Origin of the sequence: Mesorhizobium sp., from assembly GCF_005063415.1 — a bacterium.
GTDB lineage: Bacteria > Pseudomonadota > Alphaproteobacteria > Rhizobiales > Rhizobiaceae > Mesorhizobium.
Genome location: NZ_SUEG01000107.1, coordinates 1,754 through 18,416, shown reverse-complemented (window position 1 = coordinate 18,416; position 16,663 = coordinate 1,754). Strand labels below are relative to the sequence as shown.

At 62.9% G+C, this 16,663-nt stretch carries 17 protein-coding genes, 1 other RNA gene and 1 pseudogene; 2 read left to right on the top strand and 17 right to left on the bottom strand.

Going from position 1 to position 16,663, the window contains the following annotated elements:
- From ftsW to mraZ, 9 genes are all read right to left on the bottom strand, one after another.
- Positions 1-1,077 (bottom strand): putative lipid II flippase FtsW (gene ftsW, locus E5W70_RS23310; protein ID WP_292662870.1); only part of this gene is annotated, 1,077 nt, incomplete at its 3' end.
- Entirely contained in the window at positions 1,077-2,477 is a 1,401-nt protein-coding gene (gene murD / locus E5W70_RS23305; protein WP_292662868.1) for a UDP-N-acetylmuramoyl-L-alanine--D-glutamate ligase, read from the bottom strand. The genes ftsW and murD, both read right to left, overlap by 1 nt.
- Before the next feature lie 8 nt (positions 2,478-2,485).
- On the bottom strand, positions 2,486-3,568 hold the full coding sequence (gene mraY, locus E5W70_RS23300; RefSeq protein ID WP_023676767.1) for a phospho-N-acetylmuramoyl-pentapeptide-transferase: 1,083 nt from the start codon (positions 3,566-3,568) through the stop codon (positions 2,486-2,488).
- Positions 3,569-3,592: 24 nt separating this feature from the next.
- The gene (locus E5W70_RS23295) at positions 3,593-5,026 is read right to left on the bottom strand and encodes a UDP-N-acetylmuramoylalanyl-D-glutamyl-2,6-diaminopimelate--D-alanyl-D-alanine ligase (protein WP_292662866.1); all 1,434 of its coding nucleotides are present in this window, start codon (positions 5,024-5,026) and stop codon (positions 3,593-3,595) included.
- On the bottom strand, positions 5,023-6,477 hold the full coding sequence (locus E5W70_RS23290; protein ID WP_292662864.1) for a UDP-N-acetylmuramoyl-L-alanyl-D-glutamate--2,6-diaminopimelate ligase: 1,455 nt from the start codon (positions 6,475-6,477) through the stop codon (positions 5,023-5,025). The genes E5W70_RS23295 and E5W70_RS23290 overlap by 4 nt, the downstream gene beginning before the upstream one ends.
- 54 nt (positions 6,478-6,531) lie before the next feature.
- Positions 6,532-8,277 (bottom strand): penicillin-binding protein 2, encoded by a 1,746-nt coding sequence (locus tag E5W70_RS23285; protein WP_292662862.1) that lies wholly within the window; start codon positions 8,275-8,277, stop codon positions 6,532-6,534.
- Complete coding sequence (locus E5W70_RS23280) at positions 8,274-8,651, bottom strand: hypothetical protein (RefSeq protein WP_292662860.1); 378 nt, start codon at positions 8,649-8,651, stop codon at positions 8,274-8,276. Before E5W70_RS23280 ends, E5W70_RS23285 begins: the two co-directional genes overlap by 4 nt.
- A 4-nt stretch (positions 8,652-8,655) precedes the next feature.
- Positions 8,656-9,687 (bottom strand): 16S rRNA (cytosine(1402)-N(4))-methyltransferase RsmH, encoded by a 1,032-nt coding sequence (gene rsmH / locus E5W70_RS23275; protein ID WP_292662859.1) that lies wholly within the window; start codon positions 9,685-9,687, stop codon positions 8,656-8,658.
- Positions 9,684-10,142 carry a division/cell wall cluster transcriptional repressor MraZ gene (gene mraZ / locus E5W70_RS23270; RefSeq protein WP_292662857.1) on the bottom strand — a complete coding sequence of 153 codons (459 nt, stop codon included), beginning with the start codon at positions 10,140-10,142 and terminating at the stop codon, positions 9,684-9,686. The genes rsmH and mraZ overlap by 4 nt, the downstream gene beginning before the upstream one ends.
- A 406-nt stretch (positions 10,143-10,548) precedes the next feature.
- Between mraZ and E5W70_RS23265 the strand changes: the two genes are divergently transcribed.
- Positions 10,549-11,664 (top strand): cystathionine gamma-lyase, encoded by a 1,116-nt coding sequence (locus tag E5W70_RS23265; RefSeq protein ID WP_292662855.1) that lies wholly within the window; start codon positions 10,549-10,551, stop codon positions 11,662-11,664.
- An 8-nt stretch (positions 11,665-11,672) separates the two neighbouring features.
- On the opposite strand, the gene E5W70_RS33170 is transcribed toward E5W70_RS23265, so the two are convergent.
- The 8 genes and pseudogenes from E5W70_RS33170 to E5W70_RS23230 form a co-directional block, all read right to left on the bottom strand.
- The gene (locus tag E5W70_RS33170) at positions 11,673-11,804 is read right to left on the bottom strand and encodes a type II toxin-antitoxin system RelE/ParE family toxin (protein ID WP_366509730.1); all 132 of its coding nucleotides are present in this window, start codon (positions 11,802-11,804) and stop codon (positions 11,673-11,675) included.
- 18 nt (positions 11,805-11,822) lie between these two features.
- Positions 11,823-11,975: a type II toxin-antitoxin system RelE/ParE family toxin gene (locus tag E5W70_RS33165; protein ID WP_366509729.1), complete on the bottom strand. Its 153-nt coding sequence runs from the start codon at positions 11,973-11,975 to the stop codon at positions 11,823-11,825.
- A pseudogene (locus tag E5W70_RS23255) lies at positions 11,972-12,243 on the bottom strand (type II toxin-antitoxin system ParD family antitoxin). The gene E5W70_RS33165 and the pseudogene E5W70_RS23255 overlap by 4 nt, the downstream one beginning before the upstream one ends.
- A gap of 154 nt (positions 12,244-12,397) precedes the next feature.
- Positions 12,398-12,796, bottom strand: an RNA gene (gene rnpB, locus E5W70_RS23250) — RNase P RNA component class A.
- 59 nt (positions 12,797-12,855) lie between these two features.
- A complete protein-coding gene (locus E5W70_RS23245; protein ID WP_292662853.1) occupies positions 12,856-13,605 on the bottom strand; it encodes a transglycosylase SLT domain-containing protein in 750 nt (249 codons plus the stop codon).
- A 185-nt stretch (positions 13,606-13,790) separates the two neighbouring features.
- Positions 13,791-14,558: an N-acetylmuramoyl-L-alanine amidase gene (locus tag E5W70_RS23240; RefSeq protein WP_292662851.1), complete on the bottom strand. Its 768-nt coding sequence runs from the start codon at positions 14,556-14,558 to the stop codon at positions 13,791-13,793.
- Complete coding sequence (locus E5W70_RS23235; RefSeq protein WP_292662849.1) at positions 14,555-15,274, bottom strand: DnaJ family molecular chaperone; 720 nt, start codon at positions 15,272-15,274, stop codon at positions 14,555-14,557. Before E5W70_RS23235 ends, E5W70_RS23240 begins: the two co-directional genes overlap by 4 nt.
- A gap of 248 nt (positions 15,275-15,522) precedes the next feature.
- The gene (locus tag E5W70_RS23230) at positions 15,523-15,729 is read right to left on the bottom strand and encodes a hypothetical protein (RefSeq protein WP_254819002.1); all 207 of its coding nucleotides are present in this window, start codon (positions 15,727-15,729) and stop codon (positions 15,523-15,525) included.
- Positions 15,730-15,901: 172 nt separating this feature from the next.
- Here E5W70_RS23230 and E5W70_RS23225 point away from each other — a divergent pair.
- The coding region (locus tag E5W70_RS23225) for a hydantoinase/oxoprolinase family protein (RefSeq protein WP_292662874.1) at positions 15,902-16,663 on the top strand (762 nt) is incomplete at its 3' end.

The window sequence follows — 16,663 nt, the reverse complement described above, 5'->3', positions numbered from 1 at the left end:
CGCCAGCACCATGCCCATCGAGATGGCGATCGCGATCTGCGAAGAGCCGCCGTAGGAGATGAACGGCAGCGTCATGCCCTTGGCTGGCATCAGCTGCAGATTGACGGCCATGTTGATGACCGACTGCAGGCCGAAGACCGTGACCAGGCCGCCAACCGCGTAGCGGGTGAAATCGTCCTGCTCCCTGAGTGCCGTGTTGAGACCGCGCAGCACGATGAAGCCGAAGATGGACATGATGAAGAAACACATGATCAGCCCGAATTCCTCGCCGGCGACGGAGAAGACGAAGTCAGCATGGCTGTCGGGGATGACCCGCTTGACGGTGCCCTCGCCCGGCCCGACGCCGAACCAGCCGCCATTGATCAGCGCCTCGCGGCCCATGTCGACCTGGAACGTGTCGCCCTCGCCGGTCATGAAGCGGTCGATACGGCCGGCAACGTGCGGGAACACCGCATAGGCGGCGAACACGCCGCCGACGCCTGCAGCACCCAGCGCGACGATCCACAGCCACGGCAACCCGGCCATGAAGAACATCACCCCCCAGGTGCCGAGCACCAGCATGGTCTGCCCCAGGTCAGGCTGCGCCACCAGCAGCGAGATGACCAGCGCAAGCAGCAACATGGCGAACAGATTGCCCGGAATGTCGGGCTGGCGCTTGTGCTCGGCGAACAGCCAGGCGCAGATGATGACGAAGGCCGGTTTCAGGAACTCGGACGGCTGGATCGACAGGCCTGCAAGCGACACCCAGCGCCGCGCGCCCTTCACCTCGACGCCGATATAGAGCACCGCGACCATCAGAAACAGCGTGATGCACAGCATGAGCAGCGCCATGCGCCGGATCTGCCTGGATTCAAGGAACGAGACGGCAAGCATCACTCCAAGTGCCGGAATGGTGAAGATGATCTGGCGTGTGGCGAAGTGGAAACTGTCGAGCCCGATGCGCTCAGCCACTGCCGGGCTTGCGGCGAAGGACAAAACGATGCCGAGCCCCATCAGCGACAGGAACGCCGCCAGGAACCAGCGATCGATCGTCCACCACCAGGTCGCCACAGGGCTTTTGTCGAGACGGCTTTGCATTATCGTGTCCCTCCGATGGGCTTCACGCCATCAATGGCGGTTGCGGCTTGCCTGAACGCCTCGCCGCGCACTTCGAAATTCTTGAACTGGTCGAAACTGGCGCAGGCCGGCGACAGCAGCACCACTGCCTCGCCGCTATTGTCCCTGGCCGCATCACGGGCGGCGTGTTCGACTGCCGCGGCCAACGTGCCTGAGATCTCGTAAGGCACCGCCTCGCCCAGCGTCGCGGAAAAAGCGGGTGCAGCTTCGCCGATCAGATAGGCCTTGGCGATGCGCGGGAAGAAGCCGCGCAACGGCTCGATGCCGCCCTCCTTCGGCAGGCCGCCGGCAATCCAGTAGATACGCGCAAAGCTCGACAGCGCCGGTGCCGCGGCATCGGCATTGGTCGCCTTGGAATCGTTGACGAACAGCACATGGCCCTTGCGGCCGACCTGCTCCATGCGGTGCGTCAGTCCCGGGAAACTCTCCAGTCCGGATTGGATTTCGCCGAGCTCGAGCCCGACCTTGAGGCAGGCGGCGGCGGCGGCCAGCGCATTCTGCGCATTGTGCTGGCCGCGCAGCGAGCCGATGCCTTCGAGGAAGGCGACCCGGCTGTAGCGGCCGTGCACGGCTTCCATTAAATTCGTGCCGTCGGCGAAATAACCGTCGGTCAGCGGCAGGCGCTTGGAGATCCGAATGACCTGACGGCCCGCTCGCTCCAGCCGATCGGCGATCTGGGCGCACCAGGAATCGTCGACACCGATGATTGCCGTCTCGCTGCCGGCCACCAGCCGCTCCTTGATCGAGGCGTAGTGTTGCATCGTGCCGTGGCGATCGAGATGGTCCGGCGTCAGGTTGAGCAGGACGCCGGCCGTCGGATTGATCGAGGGGGCAAGATCGATCTGGTAGGAAGAGCACTCAACCACATAGTGCCGCTCAGGCTGCGGCGGATCGAGCGTCATCACCGCGCGGCCGATATTGCCGCCCATCTGCGTGTCGCGCCCAGCCGATTTGAGGATGTGCGCCGTCAATGCCGTCGTCGTCGACTTGCCATTGGTGCCGGTGATGGCAATGAAGGGTGCTGCCGGCGCCCGCACCGTCCGCTCGCGGCAGAAAAGCTCGATGTCGCCGATGATCTCGACGCCTGAGCCCCGCGCGAGCTCGACGGTCCAGTGCGGCTTGGGATGCGTCAGCGGCACGCCGGGCGACAGCACGAAGGCAGAAAACCTCGCCCAGTCCGCGCCGCGCAGGTCTCCTGTCGCGATGCCGACCGCGCCGGCCTTGGCGACGCTGTCGGGATTGTCGTCCCAGGCCAGCACATCCGCGCCGCCCTCGATCAGCGCGCTCGCCGTGGCGATCCCCGAGCCGCCGAGCCCGAAGAGCGAAACGCGCTTGCCTGAAAAGGATGCGGCGGGGATCAAGCGGCCTCCTATCTCAGCTTCAGGGTCGACAGGCCGACCAGCGCCAGGATGACGGCGATGATCCAGAAGCGGATCACCACCTGGCTTTCGGTCCAGCCGAGCTTTTCGAAATGATGGTGGATCGGCGCCATCAGGAAGACGCGCTTGCCGGTCATCTTGAAGTAGCCGACCTGGATGATGACCGAGAATATCTCGACGACGAACAGGCCGCCGACAATGACCAGCACGATCTCGTGCTTGGTCGCCACCGCGACCGTGCCGATCAGCCCACCCAGCGCCAGCGAGCCGGTGTCGCCCATGAAGATCGCCGCCGGCGGCGCATTGAACCAGAGGAAGCCAAGCCCGGCGCCGATCACCGCTCCAAGGACCACCGCAAGTTCACCGGTGCCGGGCACGAAATGGATCTGCAGATATTCGGCAAACACCGCGTTGCCGGAGAGATAGGCGATGACGCCGAAGGATGCGGCGGCGATCATGATCGGCACGATCGCCAGGCCGTCGAGGCCGTCGGTCAGGTTCACCGCATTGCCGGCGCCGACGATGACGAAGCACGAGAACGGGATGAAGAACCAGCCGAGATTGACGAGAAACTCCTTGGCGAAAGGGAATGTCAACGATGACGAGAACGGCGCCTGGCCGTTATGCATGATCACCCAGGCGGCGATGCCTGCGATGACGAATTCGAGCCCCAGCCGCGCTTTGCCGGAAAAGCCGAGATGCGATTGCTTCGTCACCTTGAGGTAGTCGTCGTAAAAGCCGATCGAGCCGAACCCCAGCGTCACCAGCAGCACCACCCAGACGTAGATGCTCGACAGGTTCGCCCACAGCAGCGAGGAACCGACGATGCCCGACAGGATCATCAGTCCGCCCATGGTCGGCGTTCCCGCCTTCTTGAAATGCGTCTGCGGCCCGTCGGCGCGGATCGGCTGGCCCTTGCCTTGCCGCAGCCTCAGCGAATTGATGATGGTCGGTCCGAAGATGAACACGATCAGCGCCGCTGTGATCAGCGCTCCGCCGGTGCGGAATGTGATGTAGCGGAAGACGTTGAAGACCGAGATCTTGTCCGCAAATTCGACTAGCAGTGTTAGCATGCGCTTGCGTCCCCCGGACCGATCCTAGGTCTGTCTGCTGGTTGTGGCTTCCGCCGGAAACTTGCCGAGCAACGCCTCGACCAGCTTTGAAAAGCCTATGCCCTTCGACGATTTGATCATGACCACGTCGCCGGGCTTCAATTCCGATAGAAGAACCGGTTTCAGATCTTCCGCGCCGGCGCGGTACTCCGTCTTGATCTCGCCGGGCAGCACGTCGGCCAGCGCCCGCATTTCCGGGCCGCCGAGAAAGACCGTGCGCGTGTCGGTGCCGACGATCAGGTCGGCAAGGGCGGCATGCAATTTCGCCGAATGGCTGCCGAGCTCGAGCATATCGCCGAGCACGGCAATGCGCCTGCCTTCGCCCGACACCGGTGTCGTGTTGAGCAGTGCCATCGCAGCGCTCATCGACGCCGGATTGGCGTTGTAGCTCTCGTCGATCAGCGTGATCGGCCCCTTGGGGTGGCGCAACACATAGCGCTTGCCGCGTCCGCGTTCGGGCGAAAGATCGGCCAGCGCCTGCGCAACCCTGGTGACGTCGGCGCCGACCAGATGCGCGGCACCCAGTACGGCCAGCACATTTTGCACCATATGGCGGCCCGGCGCGCCGATCCTGGCGACAATCTCATGCCCGCCAATCTTGGCGGTGATGACCGAGTGATCGGCATTGAGCTCGCATTTGATCAGTTTGAAGGTCGCCCGGGCATTCTCGCCGAACCCGTAGACATGCTCGACGCCGGCCTCTTTGGCCATCTTCTCCAGCAGCTTCCAGCGCGCATCGTCGCGGTTGAGAAGGGCGGCGCCACTGGGCTCCAGTCCCTCGAAAACCTCTGCCTTGGCCTTGGCGATCTCGTCCAGGTTGCGGAAGAAGCCGAGGTGAGCGGCCGCGATCAGCGTAACGATGGCGACATGCGGCCGGACCATCTTGACCAGAGGCCGGATCTCGTCCGGATGGTTCATGCCGATCTCGAAGACGGCATAGTCGCAATCCTGCGGCATGCGCGCCAGCGTCAGCGGCACACCCCAGTGATTGTTGAACGACTGGGCCGATGCATGCACCGTACCGACCGCGGACAGAGCGTGGCGCAGCGCTTCCTTGGTGGTGGTTTTGCCCGCCGACCCGGTCACGGCAATCACCCTCGCCTTTGAGCGTGCTCGCGCCGCAACGCCGAGCTTTTCCAGCGCGACGAGCACGTCCTCCACGACGATCATCGGTGCCGTCAGCCGCCCCAGCGACGGCAGCTTGCCCTCGGCGACGACCAGCACGCCGGCGCCCGCCTTGATGGCGGCGGTGACGAAATCATGGCCGTCCATGGCCTCGCCCTTAATGGCGAAGAAAGCGTCTCCCGGCTGCAGGCTGCGGCTGTCGATGGAAATGCCGGCGATGCCTTCAGGCATCGGACCGAGCGGCCGGCCATCCATGGCGGCAACCAGCGCCTCGGAGGTCCACAGATAGCTCACGCTGCTTGCTCCCTGAGCGCCGCGCGAACTTCCTCATGATCGGAAAAATGCAGGGTCTCGGTGCCGATGGTCTGGCCTTCCTCATGGCCCTTGCCGGCCACGATCAGCGTGTCGCCAGCGTGAAGCATCCCGACCGCCTCGTGGATGGCCTTGCGCCGGTCGCCGATCTCGATGGCGCCAGGTGCGGCCTCCAGGATCGCGGCGCGGATCGTCTCGGGGACTTCCGAGCGGGGATTGTCGTCGGTGACGATGACGACGTCGGCCAGTCTTGTGGCGATCTCGCCCATGATCGGCCGCTTGCCTCGGTCCCGGTCGCCGCCGCAACCGAATACGACGATGACGCGGCCGGTGGTAAAGGGGCGCACCGAAGCCAGCACGTTTTCCAGCGCATCCGGCTTGTGCGCGTAGTCGACATAGACCGGCGCGCCATCGGCGGCCGTCCCAACGAGGTCGAGCCGCCCCGGTGCACCCTTCAATTTCTCCAGCGCCATCAACGCCTTGTCAACAGATGTTCCAGTCGAAATGGCGAGGCCCGCCGACACCAGCGCATTGGCGATCTGGAAGTCGCCGGCCAGCGGCAAGTCGACTTCATGGAGAACGCCGTCAACTTCGACCTCGGCGCGTTGCCGGTGGCGCTCGTGCTCGACCCGCTTCAGCCGCAGGAAATCGCCGTGGCGGCCGACCGTCAGCACGTTCAGTCCCGCTGCCCGCGCCGCCTTGATCGTCGGCTCCGACCACGGGTCGTCGGCAAAGATGATGGCCGGCGCGCCCTTCGGCAGCAGCGCGTCGAATAGACGCAATTTGGCGCGATGATAGTCCTCGACCGTCGGATGATAGTCCATATGGTCGCGGCCGAGATTGGTGAAGCCGCCGGCCGCAAGCTTGACGCCGTCGAGCCGGCGCTGGTCGAGGCCATGGCTGGACGCTTCCATCGAGGCGTGGGTGACGCCGGCCTCCGCCAACTCCTTGAGCAGCCTGTGCAGCGCCACCGGATCGGGCGTGGTCAGCGAGCCATATTCGTTGCGGCCCGGCGCCACCACACCGGTCGTGCCGATCGAAGCGGCGACCAAACCCGCCTGCTCCCATATCTGCCGGGTGAATGCGGCGACGGAGGTCTTGCCGCTGGTGCCGGTCACCGCGACCATGATTTGTGGCTGCTTGCCGAAATAACGGGCCGCACTCAGCGCCAGCGCAAGGCGCGGATCGTCTACGACAAGAACCGGAACTGGCAGCCCGGCGACCGCACTGCCCTTGCCGACCACGATCGCTGCAGCGCCGCGGCTCGCGGCATCGGCTGCATAGGCTGCGCCATCCGCCTTGGAGCCGGTGAGCGCGAAAAAGACGACACCCCGTGTTACCTGGCGGGAATCCGACGAAATCCCTGTAACCTCCATGTCGAAGGAAGCTGTCCCCTCGACAGGCAGGATACCGGCTAGATTTTTCAGCTTCATCGAACCCCGTTCATCGCAACAAAATAGCGCGCAGTTACCGGCGCGCCCCAAGAATCACTGATAGGAAACCAGCGTTGCACCATTTTCATGGCTGAAATCTGGCTTCACGCCAAGCATGGAAGCCGCACGTCGGATGATGTTTGCAGCCATGATGCCCGCGTTCGAGGCGGCCGTAGCACCCATGCCGGGCTTTTCCGGCTTCGGTTCGTCGGCGATCGTAAGCACTATGTATTGCGGATCGTCCATCGGGAAAGCCGCAACGAAGGCGTTGAAATTCTTTTCCTTCGAGTAACGGCCGTTGACGACCTTCTCCGCCGTTCCCGTCTTGCCGCCCACCCGGTATCCTGGTACCCGTGCATTGCGGCCGGATCCCTTTTCGGCATTAAGTGCATAGAGATAGCGCATGCCCTCGACGGTCTTGTCGCTGACCACTTTCTTGGCCACCGCCATCGCCTGCTCCTGCGTGCGCGGCAGGAATGTCGGGTCCATCAGATAGCCGCCATTCATCAGCGCGGCGCAGCCGACCGCTGTCTGCAGCGGCGTCGTCGACACACCGTGGCCGAAGGCGATAGTGATCGAATTGACCTGCTTCCAGACCTTGGGCTCGGTCGGCCGGGCGACTTCTGGCAGTTCGGTCTGCATCTTCTCGAGGATTCCCAGACGATGCAGGAATTCGCGGTGTCCGTCGATGCCAACCGCTTCGGCTTCCTTGGCAGAGCCAATGTTGGAGGAATAGATGAACACTTCCGGCACCGATAGCACCCGGCCCTTGCCATGGAAATCATGGATGGTCTGATGGCCGATCCTGATCGGGCGCGACGCATCGAAGCGGCTTTGCAGCGTTATCTTGCCGGAATCGAGCGCCATGGCGGTGGTGAAGCTCTTGAAGGTCGACCCCATTTCATAGAGGCCAGCGGACATACGGTTGAGCCGGTCCTTGTCCTGCGCGTTATAGGGGTTGTTCGGATCGAAATCCGGAACCGACGCCATCGCCAGCACCTCGCCGGTCTTGACGTTGAGCACAACGGCGCCCGCCGCGATCGCATGGTACTTTTCCATGCCGGTGGCGACCTCGTCGCGCAGGATATGCTGGACGCGCAGGTCGATCGAGAGCTGCACCGGCTTCAAATCCTTGGCTACCGCCAGGCCCGACGCCTGAAGGTCGCTCAAACCCTGTTCGTCGATGTATTTCTCCATGCCGGAGATGCCCTGATTGTCGATGTTGGTGAGGCCGACAATGTAGGATGAGGTTTCGCCGGCCGGATAGAACCGGCGCTTTTCGGTGCGGAAGCCGAAGCCGGGGATGCCGAGCTGCATGATGTCGGCCTGCTGCTTCGGTGTCAGTTGACGCTGCAGCCAGACGAAGCCGGCGCCGCTCTTCAGCTTGTTGTATGTCTGCTCGTAGTCGATCTCGGGAAGCACCGTCGACAGCTTTTCGATCGCCTCGTCGGCATCGACGATGCGGCGCGGTTCGGCAAACAGCGACGCGGTCTTGATGTCGGTCGCCAGCACTTCGCCGTTACGGTCGACGATGTCGGGTCGCGATGCCGTCACCCGGCTCTGCGGGCCGCCCGACAGGTCGGGATTCTGGAAACCCAGATAGACCAGCCGCCCGGCAATGGTCGAATAGATGCCGAAGAACACCGCCATGGTCATGACGATGCGGGTCCTGCCCTTGCCACCGGTCGCCTTGCGGGCGCCTTCGACCACGATCGATCCGCCCGCACCGGGCTTCGAACCGCGCTTCAGCAGCCTCCCAACCTTTTGAAATCTGGCGGCGATTGGAAATCCGGTGATCATTGGACGATGCCTCCGGTCACCACGGGATCCTTGCCGCCGACATCGGCCATGCCGCCCAGCCGCTGCGATGAAAGGTCCTCGATGTTGACGGGTTTCGCCGGCAGATCGTCCAGCCCGACGATCTGCCGCGCGTTGACCGGCTCGAGTCCGAGTTGCGATTTGTAGATTTCGGTGAGCTTCTGCAGGCGCGACGGCTGGGTAAGCAGGCTCCAGTCCGCCTTGAGCAGGTCGATCGTGTCCTCTTCATAACGGATCTGCGCCTGGATCTTGTGCACTGCCGCCAGTTGCTCCTCGGCCTCGCGCTTGGTCTTGTAGGTCAGGGCAGCCGCCGAAACCATGACGGCGATCAGGACTATGTCGCTGGTACGAAACACGTGCTCACCTCTCTCCCGGTCGATCGGCGCCGGGAAGCTTTGGGCCAGGCAGTTTTGGCAGGCCGAAAATCGAAAAATCACCGGCACGCGCCGGCGCCTCTGTACGGATCGCAGCGCGCAGCCTTGCCGAGCGCGCCCGCGGATTTGCCGATATCTCGGCATCGCCAGGCGTCACACCGCCGCCCTTCTTGGTGAAGGTGGCGATGCGCGCCTGCGCCTCGGGCAGGTGCCGCGATCCGGTCGCTGAATCGGCTCTGTCGGCGATGAAGCGCTTGACGATGCGGTCCTCGAGGGAATGGAAGGTCACCACGGCAAGCCGGCCGCCCGGTTTCAGCACGCGCTCGGCGGCAAACAGTGCCTTGGCCAGTTCGCCGAGTTCGTCATTGACGAAGATGCGCAGCGCCTGGAAAACGCGGGTGGCCGGATGGATCTTGTCTTTCGGCGCTCGGCCGATATGCGTCTCGATGGCATCGGCAAGGTCGAGCGTACGCTCGAAGGGGCGTTTTTCGCGACGGCTCTCGATCATGCGGGCGATGCGCCCGGCATGGCGCTCCTCGCCGAGAAAACCGAAGATGCGGGCAAGATCGCCTACCTTGAAGGTGTTGACGACGTCGGCGGCGCTCAGGCCCGCCTGCGCCATGCGCATGTCGAGCGGTCCATCGGCCCGGAACGAAAAGCCGCGCTCCGGCTGGTCGATCTGCATGGAGGAGATGCCGATGTCGAGCACGACGCCATCGGCACTTTCAACCTGCTCGTCGAGCGTCGAGAACGGTGCCTGGACAAGCCTGAGCTTGCCGCCGGACTGCTGTTCAAGGGCCCGCCCCGCCGCGATCGCATCCGGATCGCGGTCGATGGCGACGACCGAGGCTCCGCTTGCCAGAATGGCCTTCGTGTAGCCGCCGGCACCGAACGTGCCGTCGACGATCACCTCGCCTTTTGTCGGCGCCAGCGCCTCCAGAACTTCGGCAAGGAGGACCGGAATGTGACGGGCTGATCCGCCAACGGCATGAACTTCATCGCCGTCGCCCGCCATCATTCCGGCCGCTCCCCGGGCTTGGTCCCCTGCCGAAGCTGCAAAAGCCGGGCGCGAGCTTCCGTCCCATAGGCACTGAGCCGTCCCGGCTCCCAGATCTGAAAGAAATTGCCGCGGCCAACGAAGGCCACTTCCGCTGAAATGCCGGTATGCTCGCGAATGAAGTCGCTCATCGTGATACGGCCGTCCTGGTCGAGCTTCAAAAACGTTCCATCGCCATGGCAGAAGAACGACATGTCGTCCGCCGTCTGCAGGAACGGGTCTTCCTTGGCGATGCGCTGCTCGTAGCGATCGAGCAGGTCGAGCCCACCGACATCCATCGCCGGGCGATCCAGGCAGCGTAGCGCATAAAGTTCCGAATAGCCGCGTTTCTGCACAACGGCACGGAAATGCGCCGGCACGGACACCCGTCCCTTCGCATCGATCCTGTTCACCGCGTTCGACAGAAACCGGTCCATTACGCGTTACGGCCGCTTGCGCCGCCGCACCCCTCTGCATCTTCCTGTCCGCGCCGCCCCGGCCCGGTCGCCGTCCAAAACCCACCTCGTTATGACGGGCGAACGCAGGCAAACGCGCAGCCGCCGCGGCTGCCCGATTGGCGTACGCTTCACCCTGACACGGAACGAAGGCTTGAGTATCGGAATGGGATATCATGGGGTGTTATGGGCGTCAACGGGAACAGTCTTCAAAACGCGCCTGCCACGACTGGGGAGAGCAGCTTTGACGGCACTCCGGTCTTTATCCTCTATTAAGCCTAACGAAGCGTTTAGAGCCGTGTGGTCCAACCGGAGGCGGCTTGCTGCGGATCGCTGCCGCGCATAGCCTCGGCATCTTCTTTTCCAGTTAGTAACGAGGTTTGAAATCATGTCCGAAACAGCCAAGTCGCGCGCCGCGGCACTTCCCCATCTTCGTCGCGCCGGGCTTGCCAAGGGCGACCCGATCCCCTTGCCCCTGACCATGGCCGCCATTTTCCACGCGCCGGGTGACGCCACCGGCTTCGATCAATATGGCCGCTTCAGCAATCCGACCTGGGATGCGGTCGAGCACATGCTGGCGCATTTGGAAGACGCCCCATGCGTTGCCTTTCCCTCGGGGATGGCTGCCATCTCGGCGGTATTTTTCGGCCTGCTCAAGGCCGGCGACCGTATCCTGCTGCCGTCCGACGGTTATCATACGACGCGAGCGCTGGCAGACCGTTTCTTGAAGTCCTTCGGCATCGCTTATGATGTCCGGCCGACATCGAGCTTCCTCGACGGCGGCTTTGACGGGTATCGGCTTGCGTTCGTCGAAACGCCCGCCAACCCAGGACTGGACATATGCGACATCGCAGCCGTCGCCGAGGCCGTGCATAGGGCGGGTGCGGTGCTTGTGGTCGACAACACGACGATGACGCCTTTCGGCCAGCGCCCGCTCGATCTCGGCGCCGATATCGTCATTGCCGCCGACACCAAGGCGCCAAACGGCCATTCCGATGTGCTGTTCGGCCATGTCGCCAGTCGCGACGCGGATATCATCTTGAGGGTGACCGACTGGCGCGAGACCTCGGGCGCCATCCCCGGGCCGTTCGAGGCATGGCTGGTGCATCGCGGCCTCGAAACGCTGGAGGTGCGTTTCGACCGCATGTGCGCTTCCGCCGAAATGATAGCGCGACGGCTGAAAAACCATCGCGCGATCAGCGGCTTGCGCTTTCCGGGACTGGAGAGCGACCCATCGCACAATCTTGCCCGCGCCCAGATGGAGCGCTTCGGATTTCTCATTTCGTTCGTGCTCGCCTCTGAGGACAAGGCGGAGGATTTCATCAACAACTGCGCGTTGATGCAGGCAGCGACATCGTTCGGCGGCGTACATACCTCGGCCGAACGGCGATCAAAAAGGGGAGACGACGTTCCGCCCGGCTTCGTTCGCCTGTCGGTCGGCTGCGAGCCGGTGGAAGAGCTTTGGCAGGCGATCGAGGCGTCGCTAGACGCAATCGGTGGCTGAATCGGCAATCACGAATTCAGATCGCCGGCGTCGATCTTGCGCCGGCCGTGCAGCACGCGAACGATTTCGATCGCCTCTTCGCGGACACGATACAAGGTGAGGTACTCGCCGATGATCAGGTGACGGAGACCGGGTGCGATGTCTTCGCGCGACGCACCTCAGAAGGGATAAGTGGCCACTTGCTGCCAGCGGGCTACGATCCGATCGAGCAACCGATCCGCTGCAGCCTCGCTGTCTTGCGCAACATAAAGCCAAATCGCGATCAAATCCTCTTCTGCATGTGCAGTTCGGATGATGGGCAGCAAATTCATGCCGCGCTGTCGGGTTTCAATCGTCTCCGCGCTTCGGCCTTTATTTCGTCGATCGACGCAAACCGCCCCGGCCCGCTGTCGATCCCCTCCTGCACCAGTCTGCGCAATTCCTCGACGGTGTAGCCGAGCAGGTCGCGCCGATCCTTCCATTGCCTCAGCGCGTCGCGGATCACCTCGCTTGCCGAGGCATATTCGCCGGCGGCGACCACGTCGTCGACTGCCGCGGCCAGGGCGACAGCGTGATGCTGCGTTTATCGACCTGACCCATGGCGCGCTCCTGAGTACTGCCATCCAAATGGTACGATTTAATCGCACCATTTTCAAGGAATGCCGCGCGGGATTGCCGAGTCAAAAACTGAATCAGCGGCTGCGCCCGAAGACGCAACCTGCTGATATCAGGAGATTTCTTTTTGTTCGGGAAAACTGCCAGCTGGCCTGTAAGCCGGGTTCTGTATGGCCCTCGCCCCTTGCGGGGCGAGAACGTGGCGGCCATTCATCTTGGGCGCATGTTGCCATACGCCTCACGCAACCTACCCGGACGGTGAGCCGGAAACAGCCCTCGAGGGTTTCCCCTCGCACCGCCCCTATTCGGTCTTGCTCCCGGTGGGGTTTACCGTGCCGCTCCTGTTGCCAGTCGCGCGGTGGGCTCTTACCCCACCCTTTCACCCTTGCCACGATTGGATCGTGGCGGTTTGCTTTCTGTGGCACTTTCCCTGGGGTCGCCCCCGCCGGCCATTAACCGGCACCGTGTCTCCATGGAGCCCGGACTTTCCTCACCCGCAGCCTTTCGGCTTCGCGGGTGCGGCCGCCCGGCCAGCTGGCAAGGCGTATAAAGGGGTTCAGGCCCGAAAACGCAAACGAAAAAGCAAGTTATCGCTTGTCAGGCGGGCGCTCCAAGTGCTGCCAGTTGCACCTTGACCTTGCCGCAATAGGCTGCGGACACCGGGTTCATCCGTGTGGCGGCGTGGCCGGCATTGTATTTCAGGATCGTGCCGCAGGTCGTGCCGCCGCCGAGATCCCGCGCCATGGCAAGGTACTTCATGCCGTATTTGATGTTGGTATCGGGATCGTAGAGACCCTGCACAGAACCGCTATAGCCCATCATCCTTGCCGTCGCCGGCTTGATCTGCATCAGGCCGATCTCGCCGGCGCTGCCGACCTGGTTCGGCTGGTAGTTGCTCTCGATCTTGATGACGGCATTGGCGAGCGACACCGGGACGCCATAGCTGGCGGCATAACGCGCAATGATCGCTGAATACTGTCCGCTGGCGCCGATAACCGCCGCCTGGGGCGCTGGCCTGCTCTTCGGAGCGACCGACGCCGTTGCCATGTGGTCGATGCGTTTGCGGTTACGCTTCACATGCTGTTTGGAGATTGTCTTTCTCGCAGCGGTTGGCTTTTTTGCGGAGGCTGGCTTTTCCGTCTTTACCGCGGCCGCTTTTTCCACTTTTGCGGTGGCGGTCTGCTCTACTTTCGTACCACGGGTTGCTTTCGGCATGGCGGTTTTGCCGGCTGCGGCACTGAAGCCCTGATCGGCCCGTTGGCTCAGCGGTGCGCTGTTCGCTGCACTGAAGGCAAAAGTCATTACGCCGGCAGCAATGGCTGCCGTTAAAACGGTCAATTTCTGCATGTGATCCTGTTCTGTTTGATCTGCACAAAGAACTTCGCGCAGATACCCTCAATCAACATCGGAACATCTGGGGGGATAGAGGTCCGACAATCTGTACGGATCGCCTTTGACGACCGAATTGGCGCCAAAGAAGGCGAGGCAAGTCACTTTGGGTAACAGATTGTAACTTTGAAGCTTTGGAAAGACTATTTGAGAGAGGCTATCCTTGCGGAAGCGAGCAGCCTTTCCAGCGTGCGGATCGTCGATCCGTCAGCCATGCCATCGACCAGGCGCTGCCGGAAATGCCGCTGAAATGCCTCGACCACGATTTCGGTCTGCCGGTCGAAAGCGCCGGTGATCTCGACGCCATAACCATAGAGCGCCAGCATCGACTGCAGCGCCTCGACCTCGGCGCCGGTATCGCTTGGCTTCAGCACGGCGCCACGCCGGATCGGTGCTGCCGACACAACATGGCCGACACCGGCGGCAAACAAGGCTTTCCATGGGAATTTCTCGCCCGGATCGACCTTGCGCCCCGGTGCCACGTCGGAATGGGCGAGCACCCGCTGCGCCGGAATGGAATGGCGCTCGACGATGCCGGCGCACAGGCCGATCACCGCGTCGATCTGCGGTTCTGGAAAGTTGCGATAGCCGAGCGTATGCCCCGGATTGACGATCTCGATGCCGATCGAGCAGGAGTTGACGTCGCTCTGTCCGAACCACGAGCTCTTGCCGGCATGCCAGGCGCGGTCGCTTTCCCTTACCATCTGAACAATGCGGCCGTCCTCATGGACCAGATAGTGCGACGAGACCTCGCTTGCCGGATCGCACAACCATGCCTCGGCACCGGCGCCGGTTGCCATGCCGGTGTAGTGCAGCACGATCATATCGGGTCTAAGCGTGCTGCGCCGTGGTCCGAAATTCGGCGATACCCTGACCTCGGCGTTCGGCTCGTCGGGCGGAAAGCCGCTCATGCGTGCCGCAGGCCTCGCTCGATCATTTCATAGGCCGCGTTGATCGCCGCCAGCCTGGTCGTCGCGATCTTGATGAATTCCTGCGGCAGGCCGCGTGCGATCAGCCGGTCAGGATGATTGTCGGAGACCAGTTTGCGGTAGCGCCTGCGGACCTCCTCGAACGGCTTCCCACGCTCGATGCCGAGCACGACATAAGGATCGGCGGCACCCAGATCGACATGCCGCGCCAGGATGCTCTGGTAATGCGCCTCATCGATGCGGAAGATCTCGGCGATGCGATGCAGGAAGTGGCCCTCGCGCTCATGCACCAGCCCGTCGGCCTTGGCGATGTGGAACAGCCCGTCGAGTATGTCCTCGAGCATCAGGCAATTCGAATGGCCCGAACCGCAAAGCTGCGCCATCCGCTCGGCATAGGTCTCGAAACCGGCAATGTCGCGTTTGGCCAAATCGTAGAGCCGCGCCACATTGCGCCTCTGTTCCTTCGGCACCTCGAATATTTCCTGGAAGGCGCGCACCTCGTCTTGCGTGACGATGCCGTCTGCCTTGGCCATCTTGGCCGACAGGGCGATCATCGCCACCGAGAAGGCGACGCGCCGGCGCAGATCGGCATCGCCGGAGAAAACCGTGCGCACGGCCTCGACCACTTCGGCGACGCCTGACGACGCTGAAGATGAAACGCGTGTGACGAAGTCGCCGAGGCGGTCCCAAATCGACATGAGGGCTTCATAGGGCCAACCGCCCATCGCTATCAAGCCAAGACAGTGCCGGAGGGGCTGGCCCAATCGATTTGGCGAATGCCTAAGGCGGCCGGTTTGCTAGTGCTTACCCATGGAAATCGGAGGACGGAAGCCGCTGCGCGCAAACCCGCGTCGTCGCACTCGGCCACAATGCGCGGGTATCGTAAGCAGCGGAAAGGCCGGCGTGTGAGGCCGGCCTTTCTTGGTTATCACATTGACTACTGCGACTACTGCGCCGGGGCAGCCGGCGCAGGAGCGGGCGCCGGGGCCGGCTCGGCAGGTTTGTTAGCGTCAGGAGCAGCCGGCTTCATCGTCTGGTCGGATGCCGGCGGATTGGTGCTCTGCGTCGTGGTGGTGTCAGTGCCGCTGTCGCTGCAAGCCGCAACGCCAAGCAAGGCAAGCGCCGAGACCGACGCAAGAATGAGTTTCTTCATGATATCTCTCCTCTAATCACGCCACCGTTACCGGCGACGATCGAGGACACAATGCATCAGGCCATGATGAGTTTCGTAACGTTGCATTTCCGCGTGTAACATCAAGCGCTTGGCCGTACAAAGCGTTGAACATTAACAGGATGCATAAATGAAAATGCCCGGAGGCGCTGCCATGGCCGCAAAATGGGATTTCTGGATCGACCGCGGCGGTACCTTCACCGACGTCATCGGCCGTGACCCGGAAGGCGGGCTGCATCCCAGGAAACTCCTTTCGGAAAATCCCGAAGCCTATGCGGATGCTGCCATCCAGGGCATTCGCGAACTGCTCGGCGTCCAGCCCGGCGCCCCAATCCCCTCCGCTCTGATCGGCGATGTCAAAATGGGCACCACGGTCGCCACCAATGCGCTTCTCGAGCGCAAGGGCGACCGCGTGCTGCTGCTCATCACCAAAGGGTTCCGCGATGCGCTGAGGATTGCCTATCAGGCGAGGCCCGATATCTTTGCCAAGCAGATCATCCTTCCCGAACAGCTCTACGAGCGTGTCGTCGAAATCGACGAAAGGGTTCGCGCCGACGGCAGTGTCGAGCGCCTGCTCGACATCGCCGCCGTGCGTCCTGCCATCGAACAGGCCAAGGCGGACGGCATCGATGCGGTCGCGATCGTCTTGATGCATGCCTGGAAACACCCCGAGCACGAAAAGGCGGTCGCCAAAGTCTGTCGAAAGCTCGGATTCTCGCAGGTCTCGGTCAGTCACGAGGTCTCGCCGCTGATCAAGCTGGTCGGCCGCGGCGACACCACCGTGGTCGACGCCTATCTGTCGCCGATCCTGGCAAGGTATGTGCACAGGGTTGCGGCGGAACTGGGTGCCGCGCCAATCTCCCCCCTCGAGGGGGAGATGGCTGCGCAGCAGCCAGAGGGGGTCATCTCAGAAGGC

Bases quoted from the DNA above. Each gene is read 5' to 3' on its own strand.
- mraZ (WP_292662857.1), bottom strand. From the start codon at position 10,142: ATGGACCGGTTTCTGTCGAACGCGGTGAACAGGATCGATGCGAAGGGA.
- E5W70_RS23290 (WP_292662864.1), bottom strand. From the start codon at position 6,477: ATGAAGCTGAAAAATCTAGCCGGTATCCTGCCTGTCGAGGGGACAGCT.
- E5W70_RS23235 (WP_292662849.1), bottom strand. From the start codon at position 15,274: ATGTCGATTTGGGACCGCCTCGGCGACTTCGTCACACGCGTTTCATCT.
- mraY (WP_023676767.1), bottom strand. From the start codon at position 3,568: ATGCTAACACTGCTAGTCGAATTTGCGGACAAGATCTCGGTCTTCAAC.
- E5W70_RS23245 (WP_292662853.1), bottom strand. From the start codon at position 13,605: ATGCAGAAATTGACCGTTTTAACGGCAGCCATTGCTGCCGGCGTAATG.
- E5W70_RS23285 (WP_292662862.1), bottom strand. From the start codon at position 8,277: ATGATCACCGGATTTCCAATCGCCGCCAGATTTCAAAAGGTTGGGAGG.
- E5W70_RS23240 (WP_292662851.1), bottom strand. From the start codon at position 14,558: ATGAGCGGCTTTCCGCCCGACGAGCCGAACGCCGAGGTCAGGGTATCG.
- E5W70_RS23230 (WP_254819002.1), bottom strand. From the start codon at position 15,729: ATGAAGAAACTCATTCTTGCGTCGGTCTCGGCGCTTGCCTTGCTTGGC.
- E5W70_RS23265 (WP_292662855.1), top strand. From the start codon at position 10,549: ATGTCCGAAACAGCCAAGTCGCGCGCCGCGGCACTTCCCCATCTTCGT.
- E5W70_RS33165 (WP_366509729.1), bottom strand. From the start codon at position 11,975: ATGAATTTGCTGCCCATCATCCGAACTGCACATGCAGAAGAGGATTTG.
- rsmH (WP_292662859.1), bottom strand. From the start codon at position 9,687: ATGATGGCGGGCGACGGCGATGAAGTTCATGCCGTTGGCGGATCAGCC.